Origin of the sequence: Paraburkholderia sp. CI3 (assembly GCF_050436505.1) — a bacterium.
Taxonomy (GTDB): domain Bacteria; phylum Pseudomonadota; class Gammaproteobacteria; order Burkholderiales; family Burkholderiaceae; genus Paraburkholderia; species Paraburkholderia tuberum.
In genome coordinates this window covers 3,089,587-3,113,530 of sequence record NZ_JBNDMI010000004.1, presented here as the reverse complement: position 1 = coordinate 3,113,530, position 23,944 = coordinate 3,089,587, and the positions used below count along the sequence as shown (strand labels likewise).

Sequence of the window (23,944 nt, the reverse complement as noted above, 5' to 3'; positions counted from 1 at the left end):
AATGCTCGAATTAAAAGACTATCAACGCAGGACTCTCAACGCCCTGGTGCAGTTCCTCGAAGCGAGCCGCAGCAAGCCTGTCGGCGACGCCTATCTCGCCGCATTGGCGGAGCAAAATCGTGTTAGCGAGAGTTATCACGATATTTTTCCGGACACCCCATGCGTGTGTCTGCGCATTCCGACCGGCGGCGGAAAAACCCTTCTCGCGGCTCACGCAGTTGCACTGGCCGGCAAGGCCGTCCTCGATAGCGATGCGCCGATTGCCTTGTGGCTGGTTCCGTCGGACGCAATCCGCTCGCAAACGCTGGACGCGCTCTCGAACGCGCGTCATCCGTATCGCCAAGCACTGGCACATTATTTCGGCGACCGTGTACAAGTCTGTGCCCTGGAGAGCCTGCAAACCGTCAGCCCGCATGATTTGGGCAAGGCTTGCATCGTGGTCGTGGCAACGATTCAATCGTTCAACGTCACTGACACTGCGAAGCGCAACGTGTACTCGTTCTTCGAGGAACTGGCTCCGCACTTCGATAACCTGCCCCCGTCAATGACCACTGGTTTGGAGAAGGTCACGGAAGGCGACCTCGAAAACCAGCCCTACCTGACCACCAAGGACATCGGGAGAGTCAAGTTTTCCGTGGCGAACTGGCTGAACCTATACCGTCCGATAGTCGTCGTCGATGAAGCACACAACAATCGTACCGACCGCTTTTTCAAGACTCTTGGCCGGCTCAATCCGAGCTGTGTGATTGAGCTGACGGCTACGCCCGTCGTCGGAAACAACGTCCTGTATCACGTGTCGGCGCGAGAACTGCGCGCCGAGCAGATGATTAAGCTGCCCATCGTTCTGGCGGAACATCCCGAAGGCTGGCGTGAGTGCCTGCGTGACGCGATACTCACACGCGACAGCCTGGAGACGCTGGCCCAGAAGGAACCTGATTACGTTCGGCCTATCGCGCTAATCCAGGCGATGCCCAAGGGTGGCGATGCTACGGTCGAAGTGGTCAAGCAGCATCTGCTTGACCAGGAGAACGTTCCCGAAGAGCAAATCGCCATTGCCACGGGTTCGCAGAAGGAGCTGGACGGCATCAATCTGTTTGACCCGGCTTGCACCGTCCGCTACGTGATAACCATCGAGGCGCTGAAGGAAGGTTGGGATTGTTCTTTTGCCTATGTTCTGGCGAGCCTGCAATCCATCAACTCGGCGAAAGACGTGGAACAACTGCTGGGCCGTGTTTTACGCATGCCCTACGCCAGTGACCGTACCCAAGCCGGACTCAATAAGGCTTATGCCCATATCGTCGCCGCAAATTTCGCCGAGGCGGCAAGTGGTCTACGCGACCGCCTAGTGCAAAACATGGGCTTCGAGCGTCTGGAAACGGCGACCCTTCTGGTGCCGCAGCAAGCGTTGCCTCTCGTTGGCGGAAGCGGCCAGGGCTCCCCAGCGGCAGGCGGTATCACGGGCAAGATTCCGACCGTTCCCGACTGCCATATCGAGTTGCCCGCGCTACCCGATACCCAGCACTGGCCCGAAGAATTAAAGGCGAAGGTCGAAATTCGTCCGACCTCGCAGGGCGCAACGGCCTTGGTCAAGGGCAACGTGGACAGCGATACGTTGAAACAGGCCGAAGAATTCATCAAGGCTGGCTTACCCAAGAGAGTCCAGGAGAAAGTCGAGCAGCAGTTTGCCGAGCATCGGGCCATGCGACGCGCCTTTCGCGCTCCAGCACAGCTCGGCCTTACCTTCACCCCAATTCCGCAGCTTTGCCTAGAACTGGACGGCTGTCTGGAGCTGGTCGAAAAGGAAACCCTGACCATCCTGGGTGACTGGAATCTGCTGGACTTCCCGGTCCAACTTGCTGGGTTTGCCATACACGAGACAATCAATTCGTTCGAGATTGACGTGAATGGCGAGAAGGTCAAGTTCCGCCATATTGACGCGCAGCAACTTAGTCTCAACGAAGTTGCGAGCCACGTCAGCGAACGCGACCTAGTTCGCTGGCTCGACCTGGAGGTGCGCAAACCGTACCTGCCGCAGCAGCAGTTGCAGGCTTACCTGGTCAAGATGCTGTCCCATCTGCATGAAAAGGGACTGGGCCTGACTGCGCTCGTTCGTGCCCGCTTCCAGCTAGCGAAGGCTATTGGCCTGGAAATTGAGCGCTTGCGCCAGCTCGCCATGAACAAGGGCTTCCAGGGACGTCTGTTTGAAATGACGGTACCCAAGCTGGAAGACGTTGCCCATTTCAATTTCCGGTTCGACCCCAGCAGATACCCCGCGCGCAATACGTACCAGGGCAGCTACGAATTCAGCAAACATTTTTACCCTGACATTCACGACCTGAAACAGAAGACATCCGCAGGCAAGGACGCGGAGGAATTCCGGTGCGCGATGGCAATTGACGCGCATCCCAAGATTAAGCACTGGGTTCGGAATATCGAGCGGCAGGAAAAGACCTCGTTCTGGCTCCCCACGTCCTCCGATTATTTTTATCCGGATTTTGTCGCGGAGTTGACGGACGGTCGCGTACTTGCAGTGGAATACAAGGGCGAGCCATACAAGACCAACGACGATTCGAAAGAGAAGAATCAGGTGGGCTATCAGTGGGAAGCGGCGAGTACCGGGCGCTGCCTGTTCCTCTTCGCCGTCGAGCGCGACGACGTCGGTCGCGACGTATTCAAACAGCTCGAAGACAAGCTGAAATGAGCGATAGAGGCCCGCCAGGCAATCGCCGGGCGGGCCTCTCTTCAGCTATCGCATCCAGTCGTTATCGAATCCGCAGCCCGATGGCGGCGGCGAACACGATGTATGGTCGTGGACGTTCGTGCCGAACGAACTGCCTCCGTAATCGACACTGCTGTAGCTATTGCCGAGCATTGGCAAGCCCGTGGCTGGATTGAAAACCATGGGTGACGCGTCCACCCTCGAACTGCCGTTATCGGCAGGCGAGAACTCACCGAATAAACGATTCCAGATTGACATCCGATTTCTCCTTAAAAAATCAGCCAAAACATGCCCCGCCGATCGGCGGGGCTTCGGGTTCAGTCCTCTTCCAGCAGCATCATTGTGAGGACTGGCTCGCCTGCGTCACCGGGGCCGATGACCAGCCGCAGGCGCATCCGGTGCGGATACCTGCTGTGACCGTCTCGCGGCACCCGGCGCACGTCGAACTCCACTGCACTACCCTGACCGTTGCGCGCGGCCAGCTTCGCGAGCCAAAGTACATCCTGCAAGCGGCCCCGTTCATCCTGTGTTGTTTGTAGCTGGCTGTCGGCGTCACTCCATGCGACACACTCGGACCACGCACCGGCGGTAAGTGCGACCGGATGCCTGAAGCCGATTTCATTCGCTGCGCCGGAGACATCGACCAGCACGCCATCGGCAATCGCCTGCGCGCGCGTGTAGCTGAATATCACGTGACCAAACGGCGAATGGCTCATTTCTGCTCCTTGATGATGGTCACGGGTACCAGGCTGGTGCCGAATTCGGTCCATCGCAATATGTAACGCTGCCCGTCGATGACGGTTTTGAAATCGCGATGCGTTTTCCGCCATTCGTCGGCGGTCATCCGCACTTGAGACTGCCTCTGCGCGTCTTGCATAGTTTTCGCTCCTTTAAAAGCTGACCGGGTTCCAAGATGTCGAGCCCCGACCGTTTCCCGGCTCCGGCGTTGGGATGGCGTGCTGCTGTTGCCGCCGTACTTCCTGAGTGTTTCGCCCGTGGCGCACCCCGACGCCGGGCGATAAGGCCGGAATGCAAGGGCACGGCTGGAAGCCGCAGCCCGCAGGGACCGGGTGATGGCCATGCGCGGAGCGCCGAAGGCCCTTGTGTTACGGACCGCCTGGCGTAAGGTCGCTATCGGTTGGGCGAAGCGGTCGGGAAGTACGGCGGAAGCGCCACCGTTACGGTGGTGCAGGCGTCGCGGCCATGGCCGCGACCTCCGCACGGTCAAAACCGTGCCCATATCGCAAGCCGCAGGCGCGCAGGAAGCAGGCAAGCGCCTGCTGACGCAGAGGGGCCGCGTCACGCAGTGATGCGGGGCAAGGGCATCCAGCCCGCCGCCCACGCAGTCGCGCCGCCCCCTAGGGCGGTCGATGGCGTGCATGGGGGGAGCCGGCTATCGCTGCACGCCCCAGCGTGCAGAGGCGCGCCTACGCGCCGGCAGATTGCCGGGGGGCGAAGCCCCGCGCCCCACGCTGCGCGCGGGCAACCTGTTCAGTCGAGCGCAGCGCTGACCGAGGCGAAAGGCCGAAGCCGGGAACGCGTCCAGCGTCCCCGTGTGAAGAGGTTGCCCGCGCGCAGCGTGGGGCGCCCTACGTTGTTTGGGGCACTTGCCGCGTGCAGCGACAAGAGTGTCGGGCCGCACGTCCAGTGCGGAAAACCCGATACGGTGCCCCTCGTGTGCGCCGCACACGATACGTTTTCCCTGTACGCCCCCCGGCGTATAGGGAGCCGGTTAGTCCTGGTGTCGCTATACAAGCTATCGACAAACATGGGGATAGCAATGGGTAGAGCGAAAGACGGGCGCGAAGCCGCACGGGAAAACGAAATCAACGCGCTTCGCGGACTGCACCGTTTCGGTTGGCTCCGGACTCGTGACCTTGCCTGTCTGCTGTGGCAAGAATGGGAGCGAACACCGCCAAGGACGGGTCCAAGCTTGCGGCCGCCTATGGCGACGCAGTCGGGAATCAGGATGGCGCAGCGAACGGTGGCCCGCTTACGGGAACAGCGGTTGATTCTGACCACGCAGGCGCCTAACGGAAGTTTGATACATGCGCTCTCCGAGCGCGGCGCAAGGGCACTTCAAAGTTTTGGAATCGCCGCGAGCAGCGGCAAGGATTTGGTCAGGGAATATGGGGCCGCGTATTTTCTGCACAGAAGTATCGCGAACGAGGTCGCGATAAGCGGCATCATTGAAGGGTATCGCGCTGCGACCGAACGGGAGACGGCCCAGGGGCGATGGCTCGGTGGGATGACGGGAATTCGTGGCAAGAAGCCCGACGTGCTGCTTCGCGCTGGCAATTTGGTGTGGTGGGTCGAGGTCGAGCGGCGCAAAAATCAGCGTGACTATGCTCGCCTGCTCGACTGGCTTGACGCGATATGGCAAACGAGCAAGCGACCCGGCGAGCCCGCGTTGTTGTTAAATGACGTACGACTCATGCAGGTAATTTTCGTCTGCTCAGAAGTTATCGCTCGGAAGCTCGCGAACGACCTCGCCGGCAGGGGATGGAGCAAAGAACTGCTGGCGAGCCGAATTCGATTTGAAACGTCGCTATACAGTTTTAAGGCTATCCTGCATTTCTGAAACAGGTCAGGGCCCGGCCCGGCCGTACCGCGCCCCTCCCGATTGATTCAGCCCGACGCTAATTCCTTAGTCGGGCGACAGAGCTATCGGCCACTCTGTCCGTCATAAAAATCGAAGTAACCGGGTATGTAGCTAAATCCTGAAAAGTCCAGACCATTTTTCCGGGCGGCTTGCTTAACTGCATAGACAAAGGCTTCCGCTAACATATCGGTCTCGCTCAATAGTTGCCCCATTTGCTGGAACGTCATGCCGCATGAAGTTTCAATAGCCTCAACTGCGCCCTCCATGTCTGAAATTAAGGCCTTCACGCGTAATTCTTCTTTCCTGTACATGTTTCGTTATCCTTTTCATTTTTCCGGTATGCGGCAGGCGATTCGTTCGCCTGCCGACGTTGTCAGTGTTCAAACCGTCCAAACTGTCCAAAGCGCCTGTTGGGCGTAGAGTCCCGACGTAGGCCATCACGTCCAAAGTGTCCAATCCGTCTTTAATCTTGGAAAAATTGGAAAGTTTCCTATCCGCGAAGTCCCCTATGAAATAAGGGCTTTGGACGGTTTGGACACTTTGGACAGGTATCGAGCTGGGCCTTATCGGCCCGGCTCTAGTGCGTTTGTGTTTCAGTGATACAAGCCTTAGGACTGGACGGTCCACGCCTGCCGCACGCGCTTGCCGTCGAACTCCGCGCCGCCGGAGACGATTCTCAACCAGCCCTTGGCCGCGAGCACGTTCAGGCGTTCGGCAAGTACCCGGCCCGAGAGCTTGGGCCGGAAATACCAGGCTATCTCCGTCTTCGTGATGACGCGACGAGGTCTGTCGACCGTCCTCTCGATGAGCCACACACGCAGCTTCTCCACCTCCATCAGCTCCGCATCTGCCCTGGCACGATTGCGTATCGCCAGAAACGTCGCCAGGCTGTGGCGGACCACCGCAATACCGCCGGCTACGTGTTGCACCTGAATTTCGTCGCCGGACGGATTCTCGACAAACGCGAGGACGGCAGCGACGCGCGCGGCAATTTCGGCGGCTTTAGAGCCGAATGCAGCGATTTCCGAAAGCTCCCCGTGGGGGCCCAGTTCCGTCTCGATTTCGTTATATGCATCAATCCAGACTCGCCGCGCGTCGGCATCAAGCTTGAGCGTCTTCAATTTCAGCTCGCCGTTCTCTCCCATTTCGACGTCGCGATTGAGGCGCTCGCGCATCAGCTTCCAGAATTCGGTCATCCGGTTATCCCGCGTCGGGTCTGAGCCGAGATAAATTCGTGTGCCCTTCATCGACTTCGGCCAGGTCACCAGAAACCGAGGTAGAAAGCCCTGCTCGTTGAGCAGCGGATTGCTCATCACCTCGTTCGCGATGATGGGTTGCAGCATCAGATGCGCCGATAGACGACGGCACCACAGCGCAAACGCTTGGCCTTCGGCGGCATTTGTCTTTTGTATCGCAGAGCCGTCCCACAGCTTCGATAGGCCACCGATGGTGGCTTTGACACCTTCCTGCCGCATCGCATAGCCCCCAAAAAACGAACCCGCTTCGTCAGAAAACAGGCCTTTGTAGGGGATGCCGTTGCGATACGCCAGCACCAAGCCCTCGAAGGTTGGCGCGCTGACCGTAAGAGTTGGTTCCGGCGGCAGCACCGGTCTTGGTCCAAGACGTTCCAGCTCTTCCTTTATCGAGAATGGGTCAACTCCCTGTGACTTGACGCGCTTCACCTGCGCGTCCCAGACATCACGGATAAGCGTTTCCATTTCCACTTTTCGCTTCCATTCTCCGTTGGCCCACTCTTCCCACTCCCTGTGAGCCTTCATCGCCATCCCGTCGGTCGCGCTTTTCCTGTCGCCGGACTCGGCAATCGTCATACCGAAAAGGCTACATGGGTAGCGGCGTCCATCTATCTCAACATCTACGTGGGCCTGCGCTACTAGAGCTGATGCCGTAAGCAGCGCCATCCCAGCCATGCCCTCGGGAACCTGAATGTGCTCCGCAATCGCGTACGCGGGAGCAGCCAGTACACCAAGCTCTTCAGTTGGAAACTCGGGCATCGCAATCTCCGACATATCGAAGACGGGTTCCTGGTGGATTGCCTTAGGTGCTGCGGTGAAAGCCATGTCGTTCATGCTGGCTCCCCTCAATTGCCCGTGTGCAGGTGCACACGGCCAGAGATGAACTCTTCGATGTCTTGCAGTCGGTATTGGACCCGGCCGCCGACTTTCACGTATGGCAAGTTGTAGCGCCCCGTACTACGCCACATGGCGAGCGTCGAGGTCTTGATTTGCAGGTATTCAGCGGCCTGCACCGGATTCAGAAAAATTGTCTTAAACATATTCATGCTCACTTTCTTTTTTATGTGTGAAATCTGTCCCCCGACTTCTGCCGGGGGTCTGTCAGTTCATTCGGTTGTTAAAGAGCGCAAAGAAACAGTTCAAGCATCTTTTCAGTCACGGAACCCTCCGGGCAATCCGTACAGGGTTGGGTCGATTACGCGGGCAAATAACCCTGAGGGTTACTGTCTGAAGCGTCTCGCCAAGGGGATAGCAACGCATGCCAGACACGACGGGAGAATGGGAAATCCCGGCGTAGTGCCTTGATAGGAAACGGAAAAGTTTCTATTCCGGAGATTCGACCAGGGATACTGACGAGCTGGCAGGATTCGCTGGGCGGTAACCCTGAGGGTTAGGTCACGCCCAAAGGAATTAGCAAAAATATTTTGCGAAAATGGGATGCGGGAGGTCGCGAACCGGCCATTCGCCCGCCAGTAATCAGCACACGGAGCGGCTACAGGTACGTGCGGCGAATAAGTACGGGGCGACGCCAGCCATGCCGAATGTCGTGATGGGTACGCCCGGAGAGGGCGACCTCTTGGGCAAACTGCTCGACGGTCAACTCCCGCCGCCCGACAAGCCAAGTATGAGTGCGCTCGTTCAGCTCGAATCCGCGTACCAGGATTCGGACCAGGTTCGTCAGATTGACATGCCTCGTGGCGTCGAAACGCTGAACCACCTCGCAAGCGGCATACACGTCGTCGCCGTATGCCAGCGACGCGATAAAGCACAAATTTAGAAAGTCCGTATCGAGCATCCCCCTCCCGGAAAAGTTGCAGCACGACTCCCGCGAATGCCCCGCTAATCTAAGTCGTGGTTTCTACATATAGAACATTCGCTTGGAGCCGCCATGAAACATCTATCTCACGAGGAAGCGCTAGCGCTGGCAAACACGTCCGGTCGCAAGCGTTGCTCTTCCCGTACCCAATCGGGAAGGAACACGCTGCACGAATGGAGTAGCTTTGAACTTCCCGGTGGCGAGTTGCTCGACATTTCGTTCGACAGCACGACCAGCGTGACGTCGTGCCGAGTCGGGACTGTTGAGGAATTTGAGGCGCTATGGGATAGCGAATGGGCGGAAGAGATGCAACGGGTGGGAACGTAAAGGCCCCGACAAGCCTAACAAGACACAAGGCAGATTGACCCTGTGTCTTTCAGGTCTGGTTCTTCGATTTATTTGCCAAATTTCGGTCAATGGGACAGATGACTTTCTCTATTGCTAGTGCGGGTGCGCCCTCAAGTCCGTATTTGCTGCTCAATATACCTACAACTTCCGGTATTTTTGGTCTTTTAAGAGATTCGTCTCGACCGTGCCAAATTGAGTAGTACTCCTGAATTGCAATCTTCAGGTACGGGGCAGTAATATCCTCTTTAATCTTGTTGCGACGCTCGACCTCCCGCCGGAGTTCCTTGTTTTCTTTCTCAAGCACTACGAGTCGTTCTAGCAGCTTGCCGGTGTCATGCAGTCGCATAGCGTTCAGCCAGCGGCTGACATGTGCCGGAGTCAGAACGGGATATTGATAGAGTGCGTCCTCCCTCCCGTCTGGGTCCTGGTATGTAATATCCTCGTTGGCGATAGCCTGCTGGAGCATTCGCTTCGCATGAATGTACGCTTTCAAATCAGACTCAGCGATGCCGGGAGCCGACGATGCGCGGGATTCTGCTGGCCCGTCTTCGGCGGCCGATGGGTCGAAGAACCCCTCATACGGGGTCAGGGAATCCAGCCCCCCTTCAGCAAGATATTTTTCGACCCGGTCTGGGAATTCAAAGGGCTTCTCTCCCGCCGCCGCGTCATACTGCTTTACACGTTCTTGCGCATCTTCAACGGGCCAGCCCAAAGCTAACGCCAAAACCTCTTCGAAGCTTCGCCACTCGGTTTCTCGTACAAGTTCCATTTTGAGTATCAATCATTTGAAGGTTCGGTAGCGCTCATCCCGGCGACCGCTTTTATCGCATCGGTCGCGGTCTGAATACCTTGGCGGACTGCTGCCGAATCTAGGCGAGCGTATACCAACGTAGTTTGCAGCGTCTTGTGGCCCAAGGTCTTACCAATCGTAACAAGGCTGACACCGCTTTTCGCCTGCCAGCTTCCCAACGTTCGCCGCAGGTCATGGATATGTAAATCCTCGATGCCTGCGGCTTTTAGCAGGTTTGCCCACTGACGCTTGGGCTCGACCAAATGTCCCGTCTTGCCGTTGCCTGGAAAGACAAAAGGCGAATCGAGGTCGCGCTGCTGTTTCAGCCTGTTGATAAGTTCGAGCGCATCATCAGTTAGTGGCACCTCGTGCGGGTCACCATTTTTCGTATCCGGGATGCGCCATACATTCTCTTTGAGGTCGATTTCGGACCAACGCATCGCAAGCGTATTTTCTCTGCGCGCCCCAAGAAGTAGGCAAAGGGCAAAGAAATTTCTAGGCTGTTCGGGAAGCGCGTTCAGCGCCGTGAAAAAGGCGTTAATCTCGTTGCCACGCAGGAAGCGCAGGCGACTTTTCTCAGCCCGGCGACCAATGGCATTGGCGGGATTGGGGCGGATGCAGACCTTCCATTCTGCCGCTTTATTAAACAGAATACGGAGCAACGCCTTCACGCGATTAATTGTCGCGCCTGAGCGGCCCGCTCGTTCCATGCGCGTCGCAATCGCCAGCGCATCATCATCAGTCACTTGCGATAGCTTCTTGCTTCCGAGGTGCGGCTTAATGTGCGTAGCATAGCGTTGCTTGTCGTCGCGTCCGGAGTCCTTGAACTGAGCGTGCTTTTCCCAATACTCGGGAAAAAACTCGTCTAGCGTCGGTTCCCCGCGCAAGGTGCGTCGCGCTTGAGCCGGGTCAACCCCGTTAGCCACCTCACCGAGAAGTTTGGTCGCTGCCGTCTGCGCCTGTTCGATGGTCATCGTCGGATACGTCCCGAGCTTGAACCATTGCGGCTTGCCTTTCACGCGTTGGATAACGTAAAACGTCTTGGCACCCGCACTGGTGACGCGAAGCGCTAGTTCCGGTCGACGTTCGTCGTACCAGTTGACTCGGGTGCCGGCCGGCGGCAGGGACACGGCATCAAGCTTTGCCTTCGTGAACCGAAAGCGGTTTTCAGACGACTTACCAGCCACGTTAGGCCCCTTTGAAATTGCGGAGTAAAGGGCGCCATCATATCGCGTACAACGGGCAACCGGCTAACATGGGGCTAACATGAGCGATAGAATTTGTGCGATTTTGGTCAAACTTCATATAAACAGCATGACCGCTAAATCATTGATTTACAATGAAATATAGATGTTCATATAAGTCTGTAGATGGTACGGGCACGGGACTCTTAATCCGTAGGTCGAGTGTTCGAGTCACTCACGCCCCACCACCGAATTCTGCAGTTGAAAATCAAGCACTTGCGAGCGATCGCGGTGCTTTTTTTTCGTCTGTAGCAAGCGCGTGGCGGCGTCAAAAACTGGCCTTTGCCGGAAATCTGCCGGAATTCGAGAATCCAGACCAAGCATCTCATCAATGTCTCTGGAGCTTGAAAATGGCATACATCAGCCAACGCGGCGCCTACTGGCGCGCCGAGATCCGCCGACGCGGACACAAACCCGTCTACCGGACATTCGACACGAAGCAGCAAGCCCAAAAGTGGGCTCGCCGAGTAGAGGGAGAAATGGACGCCGGCATGTACACCGACCGCTCCGAATCCGAGCGCACAACGTTGCGCGAAGCACTGGAACGGTATCGACGCGACATCGTCCCCGAAAAGCGGCATCCATACCAAGAAAACCGGCGCATCGATCGATGGATTCATCACGACTTAGCCTACCGGACACTCGCTAGTCTGCGGGGAGCCGACTTCGCCAAATACCGTGATGAGCGACGCTTAGCAGGCCGCGCGGAAAACACCATCAGACTTGAACTTCAGATCGCCAGTCACTTATTCGAGATCGCGCGGAAGGAATGGAGCATGGAGGGACTACCGAACCCGCTCGACAACATTCGAAAGCCGACGGGAAGCCTATCCCCCACCACATTGACCACTCTCGTCCGGATCGGCTCGTCGACGGTTCCTCGTCTTCGGCCGGGTGGTGTAGTGGTAATTCTCTTAGTGTTGCTTTTCTTCCTTGGTATACCTCTATGGCTCGGTTCGCCAGCGCTGGCTGCCCCATCACCGGTAACGCCATCGCTGGAAAACGCGGCTCTGGTGACGCCCTCCGATGGGGGCCGAGGATTGAATACGATGTTCCACGTCCACTGGCCCGAGTCGCCGTTTGTGATCTGGCGTGTTAGATATCCGGTGACCTCCAACTCGCGAGCAATCCGCTGCCATCGTCCCTTACTCAAGTCCCGATACACGCACTCTTCCCCGTCCGTGTCGCGCACCAATGTGCCCAAGCGGCGTTGCAGAACACCCACGGATATCTTCCAACCGGACGGCTTCACAGCAAGTCACGACGCGACCGCCCGACTATCTAAAGCGAGCCGCTCGTCTTCTAAGAGAGCTTCCGGGACGGAGCCCCAGCGCTCGTTGTGGTGCACCCGCAAAACGCCACCCATGTGGTTAGGGAATTTCTTATGGCTCAGTCTTATCGATATTCTCTATATCCAAGGCGAAAGAAAAGTCGTGCCCCGCAGGCTTCCGCGTAATGGCCATGCCATTACCCAGTTAGCATAATTTCACTTCTAACCCTAAAGATTCTCAAGCTAGCGGCCGACATTCCACATGCCCTTCCTTTCCTCACAAGAATGCAAGGACGGGTATCTGCGAAGAAATTAATTCAAATGATTGGCCAGCGTGCAGCAGGGGACCGTAATGATCTGCTGCAGAAACACAGGGGAAGTTATGAAATTGAACAAACTTGCACTTACAGCAGTTCTTCTGGCTACGGCCGGCACCACCAGCTTGCTGACCGGCTGTGCGGCGACCCAGGTTGCGATCAGCAAGCACGACCTGGATGTCCAGACAAAGATGTCGGACACGATCTTCCTGGACCCGGTTGCCGATTCGAAAAAGACTGTTTTCGTGCAGATTCGCAATACCTCCGACAAGCCTGATTTCGACATCGCGGCTGACGTGAAAGCGGCCGTCTCGGGCAAGGGATACCGCATCGTCGGAGACCCCGACCATGCGCAATATATTCTTCAGGCAAACATCCTGCAGGTAGGCAAGGTCGCTCCGTCGGCGGCCCAGGAAGCATTCGGCGGATATGGCGCCCCTCTTGGCGGTGCCTTTCTTGGCGCGGCCGCAGCGGCATCGTTTGGTAGCACGCATGCCGCGCCGATCGCTGGCGCGGCCCTCGCGGGCGGCCTGATTGAACTGGTCGCCAACGCTGCAGTTAAAGACGTGTACTACACCGCCATTACCGACGTGCAAATCAAGGAGCGCCAGCACAGTGGCGTAGCGAGCCACGAAAACTCCACACACAACCTGCACCAAGGCAACAGTGGCGGCACAACCGTGACCTACAGCGAAGATACGAACTATCGTACGTATCAGACCCGCATCTTGAGCGTCGCCAACAAGGTGAATCTCGAGTTCGCTGAAGCAGCGCCGCCGCTGCGCAGTGGGCTGGTGCGCGTTATCGCTGGCTCGTTCTAATCCAGGCATCGACAACCGGCGCGAGGTAGCACGTCGCGGAAATCAGAAAGGGTTGCACGCGAAAGCGTCGCAACCCTTCTTCATTTCCGGTGCAGAAAAATCATGAGCGACCGGTCACCCAACTGCCATTTGCGCAACCCTATTCCTGCCACCGGCCTTCGCCGTATACAACGCCTCATCGGCAGCCCGAACGACGACGCTGACATCCGTCACCCGATCCGACCGCGACGTGGTCGCGCCGATGCTGACCGTCACGCGACCGAGCTCGCAGCCCGGGTGCGCGATGTCCAACTCGCCGATCGCCAAGCGGATGTTCTCGCCGACCACCCCGGCACCGGCGGCGTCGGTATCCGGCAGCACCACGACGAATTCCTCGCCGCCGTATCGACCGACGCAATCGCCCGGCCGCTGGATCACCCTGCGGATGCAGCGCGCGACCGCGGTCAGCGCGACGTCGCCGGCCTGGTGACCGTACGTATCGTTATAGGCTTTGAAGTGATCGATATCGACGAACAGCAGCGATAACACGCTGCCCGTGCGGCGCGCGCGCAGCCATTCGCGCTCGAGCGTTTCGCACAGCGCGCGGCGATTGGGCAGGCCGGTGAGTCCGTCCGTGCCGGCAAGCCGTTCGAGCTCGTGCTCCACCCGCTGTCGCCGCCGCAACTCGGCGCCGAGCCACGCCGCCAACACGATCACGCCGATCCCGAAGATCAGCATCAGCGAACCGATCGTCAGCGCGCGCCCCCACCAGCCCGCATAGATATCGTCGGTCGCCTCGGCGACCAGCACAATCAGCGGCAATTGCGGAATCCGTCTGAACGAGTAAAGCCGCTCGGCGCCGTCGAGCGGCGAAGACGCGATAAAGCTGCCCTCGTCTTTCGCGAGCAGGTGCTGGAACAACGCCGTCTTGCTGATATCGCTGCCCGTCACGTGTCGATCGTCGGGCCGTCGCACGATGATCGTGCCGTCCGTTCTGACGATCGACACCGAGCCATGCTGCCCGATCCGCAGATCCGCGAACAGGCTCGTGAAATACTCCTGATCGATACCGAGCGCGACGATTCCCGCAAACGATCCGTCAGGCCGGGACAGTCGCCGGCTCAGCGCGATGCTGCGCGAACCGGGTCTGAGTCTCGAGTTGTACGGCGCGCTGACATCGAGCCCGAGATCCGGATCTTCACGATGAATCCTGAAGTACGGACGGTCCGAGAGGTTTCCCCCGCGCGGCACGTCGCTATCCGAATCGATCACGACGTCGCCCAGTGCGTCGATCACCACCATCGCGCCGACGTATTGCCCGGTCGCCGCGCGATCGAACAGGATCTCGCGCCGCAAACGCGACGAATCGAGCACGCCCGGACGCCCGAGGCCATCGGCGACGGCCTGCAGCGACAGCGCGTACAGCTCGAAATTGCGCGCGATGTCGCGCTCGGTGATCGTCGCGACATCGCGCGTCGAATCGAGTGCGCGCGCAATCGCATCCTCGCGGCTCTGATACAGCGCGTAGCCACACAGCGCGAGCATTGCGAGCACCACGCCGCATCCCGCGTAGATGACGCCATCGCGTGGCATCCGCCATCTGCGCGCCCGTGCGATCAGGACGCGAAACCGGGCCTTTCTTTTGTGGATCATGTGCTCTGCGTTTCCAACGGCGGGACTCAGTTTGTCGAAGTGCTCACTACGCTTCCGGTTTGTTGGGACAGAGCACCCAGCAAATAGCGAATCCATACGCAAGTGGAATCACGCATTTTCGAGGCTTCGGACTGTTTATCGGGCCGAATAATCGCCCGCTGCATAGGGGCATATCATAAGTTTCGGTAAATAGAATTTACCTGATAATTCAAAAATTGTTTTTCCTCGGTAACGTTTGCGCGTATTTCTTTTTTAAATTCAAACGCGTGTTTGTTATCGAATCATCGCGTCATCGCCTAATGTTTTTGTGAACCGTTGAAGCCGCAGCGGTTTTACCTTCTTATCGACTGGGCAATTTCCTTCAATACATGCCCTCGCCGCCTCGTTACCGTTGAGCGTCGCAATCCATTCGCACACTCACGTTTCGAGGCATCCGATGACCGCATTACTCTCGATGGCCGCGTTCGCGCTCGCCAGTTCCATTTCTCCCGGCCCGGTCAACGTCGTCGCGCTGAGCGCCGGCGCGCAGCACGGGCTCGCCGCGAGTCTGCGGCACGTCACTGGCGCGACGGTCGGTTTCACGTTGCTGCTTCTGTTGATCGGCCTCGGCCTGCACGAATTGCTCGCGCGCTTTCCCAATCTGATCGAGATCGTCAAATGGGCAGGCGTGGGCTTTCTGCTCTACATGGCCTACAAGCTCACCATCGACAACGGCCAGCTCGGCGCGGACAAGCCGGCGCGCGTGCCGTCGTTCGCGCACGGCGCGGCCATGCAATGGCTCAATCCAAAGGCGTGGCTCGCGTCGCTGGCCGGCATGAGCGCGTATGCGGCAGGCGGCGACGGCGGGCTCGTCTGGCAATTCACGGCGCTGTACTTCGTGATCTGCTATCTATCGATCGCGAGCTGGGCGTATGCCGGCACGTTTTTGCGCAGGCATCTGCGTGAAGCGAAGCGGGTCCGGGCGTTCAATCGCGTGATGGCGGCGCTGCTCGCGCTCAGTGCAATGTATCTGCTCGTGGAGTGACGCGAGCCGCGCCTGCTTCCTGAGGCGGCTCCATGCCGCGTCACGCTCCGCTGCGATATTGGCCCGGCGTCGCCGCCACCAGCCGCTTGAAGGTGCGCTGCAAATGCGCCTGATCGGCGAAGCCGGCATCGAGCGCGACATCGGCGATCAGTGCCCCTCGCCGCAGTTGCGCGCGACTGTACTGGATGCGTCGGTTGATCAGATACGCGTGGGGCGTCATGCCGTAGCGCAGCTTGAACGCGCGTATCAGGTGCGACGCGGACAGCCCGGCGGCTTCGCACACATCGTCGAGTTTCAGCGCGCGCGTGCAGTTTTCGGCGATGTACTCCGCGGAGCGCGCGAGTTGGCCGCTCACGGCACGCTCGGGCAGGCTCGCCGGATTGAGCGTTTGCTGCACGCTGGAGAAGAAGGTGATGGCCGCGCTTTCCTTGCGCAGCGCGTCGATGTCGTCGTTACTGGCGAGAATCGCACACAGCCGGTTCAGGCCGTCGAACAGCGCGGCGTCGAGCGTCATGATCTGCGAAAACGCGCGGAACGCATGGTTCTCGTTGAAGCCCAGTTCGTGCTGCAGTTTCGTGAACCACGCAACGTCGACGTGCAGCATCCGATACGACCACCGCTCGCCGGCAACCGGGTTGCACGCGTGCACATCGTCGGGGTTCATCATCACGACGGCGCCCGCGCCGACCCATTCCCGCGCGTGGCGGTTCAGGTACACGCTGCGGCCTCCCGTCACCGCGCCGATCGAAAACGTTTCGTGCGAATGTTTGGCGTAGCAGACCTTGCGGCCATCGTCGATGGAACGCGCCTCGATGAACGGCAGCGCCGCGCTGCGCCAGAAGCGCGGCGCGTCTGCGCCTTTTGCGCGTGCGGTGTTCGCAGCGCTTGTCGCTCCGATCGTCTCGCTCATGCGCGCTCTCCGGTTGATCCGCCGACTTCGCCGTTGTCTCCGACTTCGCGAAGCCTACGTATCGTAGCCGTCAAACGCATGGCCAACAAGCGAACGCGCGGCGCCGCTCGCAAACGACGCCGCCGCCCGAACGCGACCCGATTACTTCGCGCTGACGTCGATATTGCCGAGATATTTCGCGGCGAGCGTCTTCACCGTGCCGTCGGCTTGCACCTTCGCGATCGCGGCGTTCAACTGATCGCGCAGCGCGGTATCACCCTTGCGAATGCCGTATGCGATGCCACTGCCGAGAATCTTGTCGTCACGCACAGGCTGACCGACGAACGCGTAGCCCTTACCTTCGGGCTTCGACAGAAAGCCCGTTTGTCCGGCCGGCGCGAGCACGAGCGTGCCGTCGAGACGGCCAGCCGTCAGATCGGCATAGACCTGGTTCTGATCCTGATACGGCAGCACGATCACGCCGGCCGGTTCCCAATGCACCTTAGCGAAGGTCTCCTGAATCGAGCCTTGCAGTACGCCGATGCGCTTGCCCTTCAGCGACTCAGGCGTCGGCTGCAAACCGCTGTCGCTGCGCGCGATCAGCTGCGACGGCACGCGATAGACGACGGTCGTGAAATCGATCGCCTGGCGGCGCTGCTCGGTCGCGTTCATCGCTGAATTGATCGCGTCGAACTTGCGGCCTTGCAGCGCCGGAATCAGGCCGTCGAACGAGGTTTCGACCCACTTGCACGTCTTGTGCGCGGCCGCGCAGACCGCGTTGCCCACGTCGATATCGAGCCCTTGCAGTTCGCCGTTCGGTCCTTTCGACTCGAACGGCGGGTACTGCGCTTCGAGGCCGAAACGCAGCGTCGCGGTATCAGCGGCGCTTGCGGCCGACGATGTTGCGAGCGACGCGCCGGCACAGGCCAGCGCCACCAAGCACTTGAGCAACTTCATAACATCTCCCTTCATTCTTCGAATACTTTGATGACTTCGATACTTCGAGTGTGCTCTCGCGCGCTCAGATTTCACACAAACGCCGCGCGCCTTCGAGCAGCGTCGCGTCGTCCTTCGAGAAACTCAGGCGAATCAGCCCCGAATCCGTGCCGTCGGTGTAGAACGCCGACAACGGAATCGTCGCGACGCGCGCATCGCGGATCAGGCGCAGCACGAAATCGCTGTCGCTTTCATCGGAGAAGCCGCGGAACCGGGCGAGCATAAAGAAACTGCCTTCGCTCGGCAACAGCTCGAAGCGCGATTCGCGCAGCGCATGCGCGAGCAGATCGCGTTTCTTCTGATAGAAGTCGGACAGGCCGAGGTAGCTGTCGCGATTGGCGAGCGCGTCGACGAACGCGTGTTGCATCGGCGTATCGGCGGAGAACACCATGAACTGATGGACCTTGCGGATCTCGTCCATCAGCGCGGCGGGCGCGAGGCAGTAGCCGACGCGCCAGCCGGTCACGTGGTACGACTTGCCGAACGACGACACGATCACGCTGCGCTCGGCGAGTTCCTGATGGCGCGCCATGCTCTGATGCTTCGCGCCGTCGAACACGACGTGTTCGTAGACCTCGTCGGACAGAATCACGATGTCGGTGTTGCGCGTGAGCGCCTTCAGCCGCTCGATATCGGCGTCGCTAAAAATCGTCGCGGTCGGATTGTGCGGTGTGTTGACGATGATCATGCGCGTCTTCGGCGTGATCGCGGCGGCGACTTCATCCCAGTGCACGCGGAAGTGATCGAGCGACAGCTTGATCGCGACCGGCTTCGCGCCCTGCAGGCGCACGATCGGGCCGTAGCTGTCGAACGACGGCTCGAAGTAGATCACTTCGTCGCCCGGATGCACGAGCGCGCTGATCGTCGAATAAAGACCTTCGCTCGCGCTCGCGAGCACGGTCACCTCGCTGGCGGGGTCGTAGCGCACGCCGTACAGCGTTTCGACCTTGTCGGCGAGCGCTTCGCGCAGCGCGCCGATGCCGGCCATCGGCGCGTACTGGTTGTGGCCGGCGCGCATCGCCTGCGCGACGCCGTCGACGAGCTTCGGGTCCGGCGCGAAATTCGGCGCGCCCTGCGACAGGTTCAACGCATCGTGTTGCGCGGCCAGTTGGCCGATCACGGTAAAAATGGTGGTGCCGACGTCCGGCAGTTTCGAGCGGGCTTGCATGGCGCTCTGCATAAGACTTTCTCCCTTTCTACACCCGCCGGCGGCCGCGCGAATGGCGGCGGCGGGGCGTTCCTTCCGGTGGGGTGATTAGGCATCAGTCAAAGAACGCTCACAATCGAAACTTTGTCATGCGCGGCATGCGTTTTCTTCATGGCTCGCGCGAAGCCGCTTGACGCAGGCCTAAGCCGGCGGGTTCATGGTTTGCGGGGACGCGGTGTGGATTTCGGGGAATGCGGGTAACTGCGTAGGTATGAAGGAATGTGATGCTGAGCGGCCCGGTCGCGAAAACGGCCGCTGACGCGGCCGTTTTTCGAGTTATTGGACTTTCAATGAAAGCCGGAGCTTCGGGTGAATCATGCTTCGTCCATCAAACGAACCTTGACCTTGCGCCCCTTCAGCTTGCCCGCGCTGAGCCGGCGCACCGCCTCGCGCGCGATGCTGCGCTCCACCGCGACATAGGTCGACATGTCGGTCACGTTGATCTTGCCGATCTGCGAGCCCGCGAAGCCGGCGTCGCCGGTCAGCGCGCCGAGCACGTCGCCGGGACGGATCTTGTCCTTGCGGCCGCCGAGGATCTGCAGCGTTTCCATCGGCGGCAGCAGCGGGTCGTTGCTGGCCGCCTTCAGCTCGGCCAGCTTGTGCCATTCGACGTCGCGCTTGTGCGCCTGCTCGATCCCACCGACGCGCCCCATCTCGTCCATGCTCGCGAGACTCAGCGCCCAGCCTTCCTGATCGGCGCGGCCCGTGCGGCCGATGCGATGCGTGTGCACTTCCGGGTCCGGCGTCACGTCGACGTTGATCACCGCTTCGAGTTGCGCGATGTCGAGGCCGCGCGCGGCGACGTCGGTCGCGACGAGCACCGAGCAGCTGCGGTTCGCGAACTGGATCAGCACCTGATCGCGCTCGCGCTGATCGAGTTCGCCGTGCAGCGCAAGCGCATGGAAGCCCTGCGCGCGCAGCACGTCGAGCAGATCGCGGCACTGCTGCTTCGTGTTGCAGAACGCGATCGTGCTGACCGGACGATAGTGATTCAACAGCAGACCGACCGCGTGCAGACGCTCGTCTTCGGTCACTTCGTAGAAGCGCTGACGGATCTTGCTGTCGTCGTGCCGCTCGGCAAGTTTGACTTCCTTCGGGTTTCGCAGGAATTGCTGGCTCAGCTTCGCGATGCCCTCGGGGTACGTCGCCGAAAACAGCAGCGTTTGGCGCTCTTTCGGGCATTGCCTGACGACCTTCGCGATGTCGTCGAAGAAACCCATGTCGAGCATGCGGTCGGCTTCGTCGAGCACGAGCGTGTTCAGCGATTGCAGATCGAGGCTGCCGCGTTCGAGGTGATCCATGATGCGGCCCGGCGTGCCGACCACGACGTGCGCGCCGTGCTCGAGGCTCGCCGTCTGCGGGCGCATCGGCGTGCCGCCGCACAAGGTCAGCACCTTGATGTTTTCTTCCGCGCGCGCGAGACGGCGGATTTCCTGCGTGACCTGATCGGCGAGTTCGCGCGTCGGGCACAGCACCATTGCCTGCGTGCCAAATTTGCGTACATCGAGGCGCGCGAGCAGCGCCAGCGAAAACGCCGCGGTCTTGCCGCTGCCGGTTTTCGCCTGCGCGATCAGATCTTGACCGGCGAGCGCAATCGGCAGGCTCGCGGCCTGGATCGGCGTCATCTCGACGTAGCCGAGCTGCGTCAGGTTCGCGAGCGTGGCGGGCGGTAGCGGCAACTCGCTGAATGCGGCGCCGGCGGGGGTGGGACTGTTCATAGGATCGTCTGTAGGAATCGCGATTACTGGGCCATCGGGCCCTGATCGGGGCGGCCCGGCAACTGCTCGTACAGCACCGCGCCGTCGTCGCCGTCGAAACGCTCGACGTAATTGCGCGCGCCGCACAGCGGGCAGCGGAACAGCAGCCCCTGGCCTTCGTTCTTGATGACGACGTCGGATTGCTCCCACTGCGCGCCGCAGGACTGATTTCTACAGGTGAACACGTTGATTCTCCAACTGGATTCGATGATCGATTGGCAAGGTCGCACATGCGGCCTTGCCGTGTATGGGGTTGCCGCGCCGGCGCTGCGTCGTGACGCGATAGCGCTGCTCGACGGCAAGCATGGCGTCAGCCGAGATGCGTATGCCGCGGACGCGGCACGGCCACATCCATGTCGGTCAGGCCGTGCACGATGCCGCAGTCTTCGACCGGATGCTCGCCGTGGCATTGGTCGCGCAGCGCCGTCAGTTGCGCCTTCAGCTGCTGCAGTTCTTCGATACGCGTGTCGATGTGCGCGATGTGCTCGTCGACCAGCGTATGCATGCCGCCGCAGCCGTTCGCCGGCGCGTCGGTCAGACGCAGCAATGCGCGGATTTCGTCGTGAGTCATGTCGAGCGCGCGGCAATTGCGGATGAAGCGCAGGCGCTCGACATGCTTTGCCGTGTAACTGCGGTAATTGGCTTCGGTGCGCTCCGCCTCGGGCAGCAGGCGCTCTTTCTCGTAGAAACGGATGGTTTCCGTCGTGCAATGGGCGATTTTTGCCAGTTCGCCGATTTTCATGGATCCTTCCTCCACGCGGCCTTGACCTTGTAGTGGCTTCAGGGTGTTTACTAGACCACAAATCGCACGAGGAAGCCACCAATGCCTGACACCTGCCGTATTGCCACCGATCGTCCGGAACGGGAGGAAGCCTGTACACACGGGGGTTGCGGCGACGTTGATGCGCGGCGCAACCATGCTCACGGCAGGGGCACGGGTGAGGGACGTGGGCATTCGCATGGCGGTGAACATGCTTGTGGCGCCCACGTGGGCGGCGGTGATCGGCATGAAGGGCACGATCGTCAGGACGGTCATGATCACGGCCACGCCCATGATCACGCTGCTGTCGCTTGCTGCGCCGCTAGCGCTTTTGCGCCTGCGTCGCTGCGCCTGCCTCCGTCCGAAGCCGTCGGCGACGACCTTCGCACCGCAATCCGCATCCTGCAGATGGACTGCCCGACCGAGGAAGCGCTGATCCGCAAGAAACTCGGCCGTATGCCGGCCGTGCGTAGCGTGGACCTCAACCTGATGCAGCGCGTGCTGACTGTCGTCCACGCGCCGGAGGCGCTCGAGTCGGTCCTCGCCGCCCTGCGCTCGCTCGACTTCACGCCCGAACTGGCAAGCGACGCCGGAAAGGGTGGGAACGCCAACGCGGTGCCCCAGGCAGCCACTGACGCAATGTGCAAGCCGTGGGGGCCCCTGATCCTCGCCGGCATCGTCGCGGGAGCCTCAGAAGCCGCTAGCTGGCTCGGCGCGCCGGCCTGGGTGGTGGCGGGTATGGCGGTCGTCGCGATTGCCTCCTGTGGCCTCACGACATATCGCAAGGGCTGGGTCGCGCTGCGCAACGGCAACTTGAACATCAACGCGCTGATGAGCATCGCCGTGACCGGCGCGGCGCTGCTCGGCCAGTGGCCCGAAGCCGCAATGGTGATGGTGCTCTTCACGATCGCCGAGCTGATCGAGGTGCGCTCGCTCGACCGCGCGCGCAACGCGATCGAGGGGCTCATGCGGCTCACGCCCGAACAGGCCAGCGTGCAGCAGCCCGATGGAGCGTGGCAGCTCGTCCGCGTCGACGCGATCGTGCCCGGGACGCTCGTGCGCGTGAAGCCGGGCGAGCGGATCGCGCTCGATGGCGAAATCGTCGCGGGCCGCTCGAGCGTCGATCAGGCGTCGATCACCGGCGAGAGCCTGCCCGTCGACAAGGCGATCGGCGACGCCGTATTCGCCGGCACGATCAACCAGGCGGGCTCGTTCGACTATCAAGTGACGGCGGCCGCCGGCAACACGACGCTCGCGCGGATCATCCACGCGGTCGAGGAGGCGCAGGGCACGAAGGCGCCGACGCAGCGCTTCGTCGATGAATTCGCGCGCGTTTATACGCCGATCGTGTTCGCGATTGCGCTCGCCGTCGCTCTGGTCCCACCACTCGTGTTCGGTGGAGCGTGGCACGCGTGGGTGTACAAGGCGCTGGTGCTGCTCGTGATCGCGTGTCCGTGCGCGCTCGTGATTTCGACGCCGGTGACGATCGTCAGCGGGCTCGCGGCCGCGGCGCGCAAGGGGATTCTGATCAAGGGTGGCGTTTATCTCGAACAGGGTCGCAAGCTGACCCGGCTGGCGCTCGATAAGACCGGGACGATTACGCACGGGAAGCCAGTGCAGACGGAGTTTGAGGTGGTTGGTGACGCGGGTGAAACGTTCCGATACCGTACGCTTGCGGCAAGCCTCGGGGGCCGCTCCGACCACCCTGTTTCGATGGCGATCGCTGCTGCCGCCAATAACGACGGCGTCGAACACCTGCACGTCGATGCGTTCCAGGCGATCGCTGGACGCGGCGTGCGCGGCGATATCGACGGTATCGGGTACTGGCTCGGCAATCATCGCCTGGTCGAGGAACTGGGCCGCTGCTCGCCGCAACTCGAAGCGCGTCTCGATGCGCTCGAACAGCACGGCAAAACCGTCGTGATGCTCGCCGATGCGCAGCGCGTGCTCGCGCTGTTTGCGGTCGCTGACACGGTGAAGGAAACGAGCCGCGCCGCCGTCGCCGAATTACGGCGGCTCGGCGTCGGCACCACGATGCTGACCGGCGACAACCGTCATACCGCCGAGGCGATCGCGCAGCAGGTCGGCGTCGATGAGGCGCGCGGCGATCAGTTGCCCGAGGACAAGCTCGACGCGGTCACGCAATGGTCGAGCGATGGCGCGACGGTCGGCATGGTCGGCGACGGCATCAACGATGCGCCCGCGCTCGCGCGCGCCGACATCGGCTTCGCGATGGGTGCGATGGGTACCGACACCGCGATCGAAACCGCCGACGTCGCGTTGATGGACGACGATCTGCGGAAGATTCCGGCGTTTATCCGGTTGTCAAAGGCGACGTACGGGGTGCTGGTGCAGAACATCGCGCTCGCGCTTGGCATCAAGAGCGTGTTCTTCGTGCTGACGTTGATGGGCTTCGGCACGATGTGGATGGCGGTGTTCGCAGATGTCGGTGCGAGTTTGCTGGTAGTGGGCAATGGGTTGAGGTTGTTGCGGAAGTGA

Annotated in this window: 22 protein-coding genes; 7 read left to right on the top strand and 15 right to left on the bottom strand. The window is 60.4% G+C overall.

Features of this window, described 5'->3' with window-relative positions; all coding sequences use genetic code 11:
- Position 1 precedes the first annotated feature (1 nt).
- Positions 2-2,701, top strand: coding sequence for a DEAD/DEAH box helicase (locus OKW29_RS35850; RefSeq protein ID WP_429294268.1), 2,700 nt, complete (start codon positions 2-4; stop codon positions 2,699-2,701).
- Positions 2,702-3,036: 335 nt separating this feature from the next.
- Here OKW29_RS35850 and OKW29_RS35845 read toward each other — a convergent pair whose 3' ends face one another.
- A complete protein-coding gene (locus OKW29_RS35845; protein WP_429294267.1) occupies positions 3,037-3,435 on the bottom strand; it encodes a DUF6573 family protein in 399 nt (132 codons plus the stop codon).
- The gene (locus OKW29_RS35840) at positions 3,432-3,596 is read right to left on the bottom strand and encodes a hypothetical protein (protein ID WP_429294266.1); all 165 of its coding nucleotides are present in this window, start codon (positions 3,594-3,596) and stop codon (positions 3,432-3,434) included. Before OKW29_RS35840 ends, OKW29_RS35845 begins: the two co-directional genes overlap by 4 nt.
- Before the next feature lie 1,092 nt (positions 3,597-4,688).
- Between OKW29_RS35840 and OKW29_RS35835 the strand changes: the two genes are divergently transcribed.
- The gene (locus OKW29_RS35835; RefSeq protein WP_429294265.1) at positions 4,689-5,300 is read left to right on the top strand and encodes a hypothetical protein; all 612 of its coding nucleotides are present in this window, start codon (positions 4,689-4,691) and stop codon (positions 5,298-5,300) included.
- An 83-nt stretch (positions 5,301-5,383) separates the two neighbouring features.
- Here OKW29_RS35835 and OKW29_RS35830 read toward each other — a convergent pair whose 3' ends face one another.
- The 4 genes from OKW29_RS35830 to OKW29_RS35815 all read right to left on the bottom strand — a co-directional run bounded on the left by OKW29_RS35830 (position 5,384) and on the right by OKW29_RS35815 (position 8,369).
- Positions 5,384-5,632 carry a hypothetical protein gene (locus OKW29_RS35830; protein WP_429294264.1) on the bottom strand — a complete coding sequence of 83 codons (249 nt, stop codon included), beginning with the start codon at positions 5,630-5,632 and terminating at the stop codon, positions 5,384-5,386.
- 297 nt (positions 5,633-5,929) lie between these two features.
- Positions 5,930-7,408, bottom strand: coding sequence for a YfjI family protein (locus OKW29_RS35825; protein ID WP_429294263.1), 1,479 nt, complete (start codon positions 7,406-7,408; stop codon positions 5,930-5,932).
- 11 nt (positions 7,409-7,419) lie between these two features.
- Positions 7,420-7,620, bottom strand: coding sequence for a helix-turn-helix domain-containing protein (locus OKW29_RS35820; RefSeq protein ID WP_429294262.1), 201 nt, complete (start codon positions 7,618-7,620; stop codon positions 7,420-7,422).
- Positions 7,621-8,066: 446 nt separating this feature from the next.
- Positions 8,067-8,369, bottom strand: a complete 303-nt coding sequence (locus OKW29_RS35815; protein WP_429294261.1) for a hypothetical protein — start codon at positions 8,367-8,369, stop codon at positions 8,067-8,069.
- 93 nt (positions 8,370-8,462) lie between these two features.
- On the opposite strand from OKW29_RS35815, the gene OKW29_RS35810 reads away from it, so the two are divergent.
- The gene (locus OKW29_RS35810; protein WP_429294260.1) at positions 8,463-8,717 is read left to right on the top strand and encodes a hypothetical protein; all 255 of its coding nucleotides are present in this window, start codon (positions 8,463-8,465) and stop codon (positions 8,715-8,717) included.
- Positions 8,718-8,766: 49 nt separating this feature from the next.
- Here the strand turns inward: OKW29_RS35810 and OKW29_RS35805 are convergent, their stop codons facing one another.
- Positions 8,767-9,507: a hypothetical protein gene (locus OKW29_RS35805; RefSeq protein WP_429294259.1), complete on the bottom strand. Its 741-nt coding sequence runs from the start codon at positions 9,505-9,507 to the stop codon at positions 8,767-8,769.
- Positions 9,508-9,515: 8 nt separating this feature from the next.
- Positions 9,516-10,715, bottom strand: a complete 1,200-nt coding sequence (locus OKW29_RS35800) for a tyrosine-type recombinase/integrase (protein WP_429294258.1) — start codon at positions 10,713-10,715, stop codon at positions 9,516-9,518.
- Between the two features lie 407 nt (positions 10,716-11,122).
- Here OKW29_RS35800 and OKW29_RS35795 point away from each other — a divergent pair, with 407 nt between their 5' ends.
- The gene (locus OKW29_RS35795) at positions 11,123-12,256 is read left to right on the top strand and encodes a hypothetical protein (RefSeq protein ID WP_429294257.1); all 1,134 of its coding nucleotides are present in this window, start codon (positions 11,123-11,125) and stop codon (positions 12,254-12,256) included.
- Positions 12,257-12,424: 168 nt separating this feature from the next.
- Entirely contained in the window at positions 12,425-13,180 is a 756-nt protein-coding gene (locus OKW29_RS35790) for a complement resistance protein TraT (protein WP_184040829.1), read from the top strand.
- Between the two features lie 114 nt (positions 13,181-13,294).
- On the opposite strand, the gene OKW29_RS35785 is transcribed toward OKW29_RS35790, so the two are convergent.
- Positions 13,295-14,752 carry a sensor domain-containing diguanylate cyclase gene (locus OKW29_RS35785; protein WP_429294256.1) on the bottom strand — a complete coding sequence of 486 codons (1,458 nt, stop codon included), beginning with the start codon at positions 14,750-14,752 and terminating at the stop codon, positions 13,295-13,297.
- A gap of 496 nt (positions 14,753-15,248) precedes the next feature.
- Here OKW29_RS35785 and OKW29_RS35780 point away from each other — a divergent pair, with 496 nt between their 5' ends.
- Positions 15,249-15,836, top strand: a complete 588-nt coding sequence (locus tag OKW29_RS35780; protein WP_429294255.1) for a LysE family translocator — start codon at positions 15,249-15,251, stop codon at positions 15,834-15,836.
- Between the two features lie 40 nt (positions 15,837-15,876).
- Here OKW29_RS35780 and OKW29_RS35775 read toward each other — a convergent pair whose 3' ends face one another.
- The 6 genes from OKW29_RS35775 to cadR all read right to left on the bottom strand — a co-directional run bounded on the left by OKW29_RS35775 (position 15,877) and on the right by cadR (position 21,427).
- Positions 15,877-16,746, bottom strand: a complete 870-nt coding sequence (locus OKW29_RS35775; RefSeq protein WP_429294254.1) for an AraC family transcriptional regulator — start codon at positions 16,744-16,746, stop codon at positions 15,877-15,879.
- 141 nt (positions 16,747-16,887) lie between these two features.
- Positions 16,888-17,682 carry an ABC transporter substrate-binding protein gene (locus tag OKW29_RS35770; protein WP_429294253.1) on the bottom strand — a complete coding sequence of 265 codons (795 nt, stop codon included), beginning with the start codon at positions 17,680-17,682 and terminating at the stop codon, positions 16,888-16,890.
- A gap of 64 nt (positions 17,683-17,746) precedes the next feature.
- A complete protein-coding gene (locus OKW29_RS35765; protein WP_429294252.1) occupies positions 17,747-18,901 on the bottom strand; it encodes a pyridoxal phosphate-dependent aminotransferase in 1,155 nt (384 codons plus the stop codon).
- Positions 18,902-19,242: 341 nt separating this feature from the next.
- Positions 19,243-20,646, bottom strand: a complete 1,404-nt coding sequence (gene dbpA / locus OKW29_RS35760; protein ID WP_429294251.1) for an ATP-dependent RNA helicase DbpA — start codon at positions 20,644-20,646, stop codon at positions 19,243-19,245.
- A 23-nt stretch (positions 20,647-20,669) separates the two neighbouring features.
- Complete coding sequence (locus OKW29_RS35755) at positions 20,670-20,870, bottom strand: hypothetical protein (protein ID WP_429294250.1); 201 nt, start codon at positions 20,868-20,870, stop codon at positions 20,670-20,672.
- 125 nt (positions 20,871-20,995) lie between these two features.
- Entirely contained in the window at positions 20,996-21,427 is a 432-nt protein-coding gene (gene cadR / locus OKW29_RS35750; RefSeq protein ID WP_429294249.1) for a Cd(II)/Pb(II)-responsive transcriptional regulator, read from the bottom strand.
- A gap of 81 nt (positions 21,428-21,508) precedes the next feature.
- Between cadR and OKW29_RS35745 the strand changes: the two genes are divergently transcribed.
- Complete coding sequence (locus OKW29_RS35745) at positions 21,509-23,944, top strand: heavy metal translocating P-type ATPase (RefSeq protein WP_429294248.1); 2,436 nt, start codon at positions 21,509-21,511, stop codon at positions 23,942-23,944.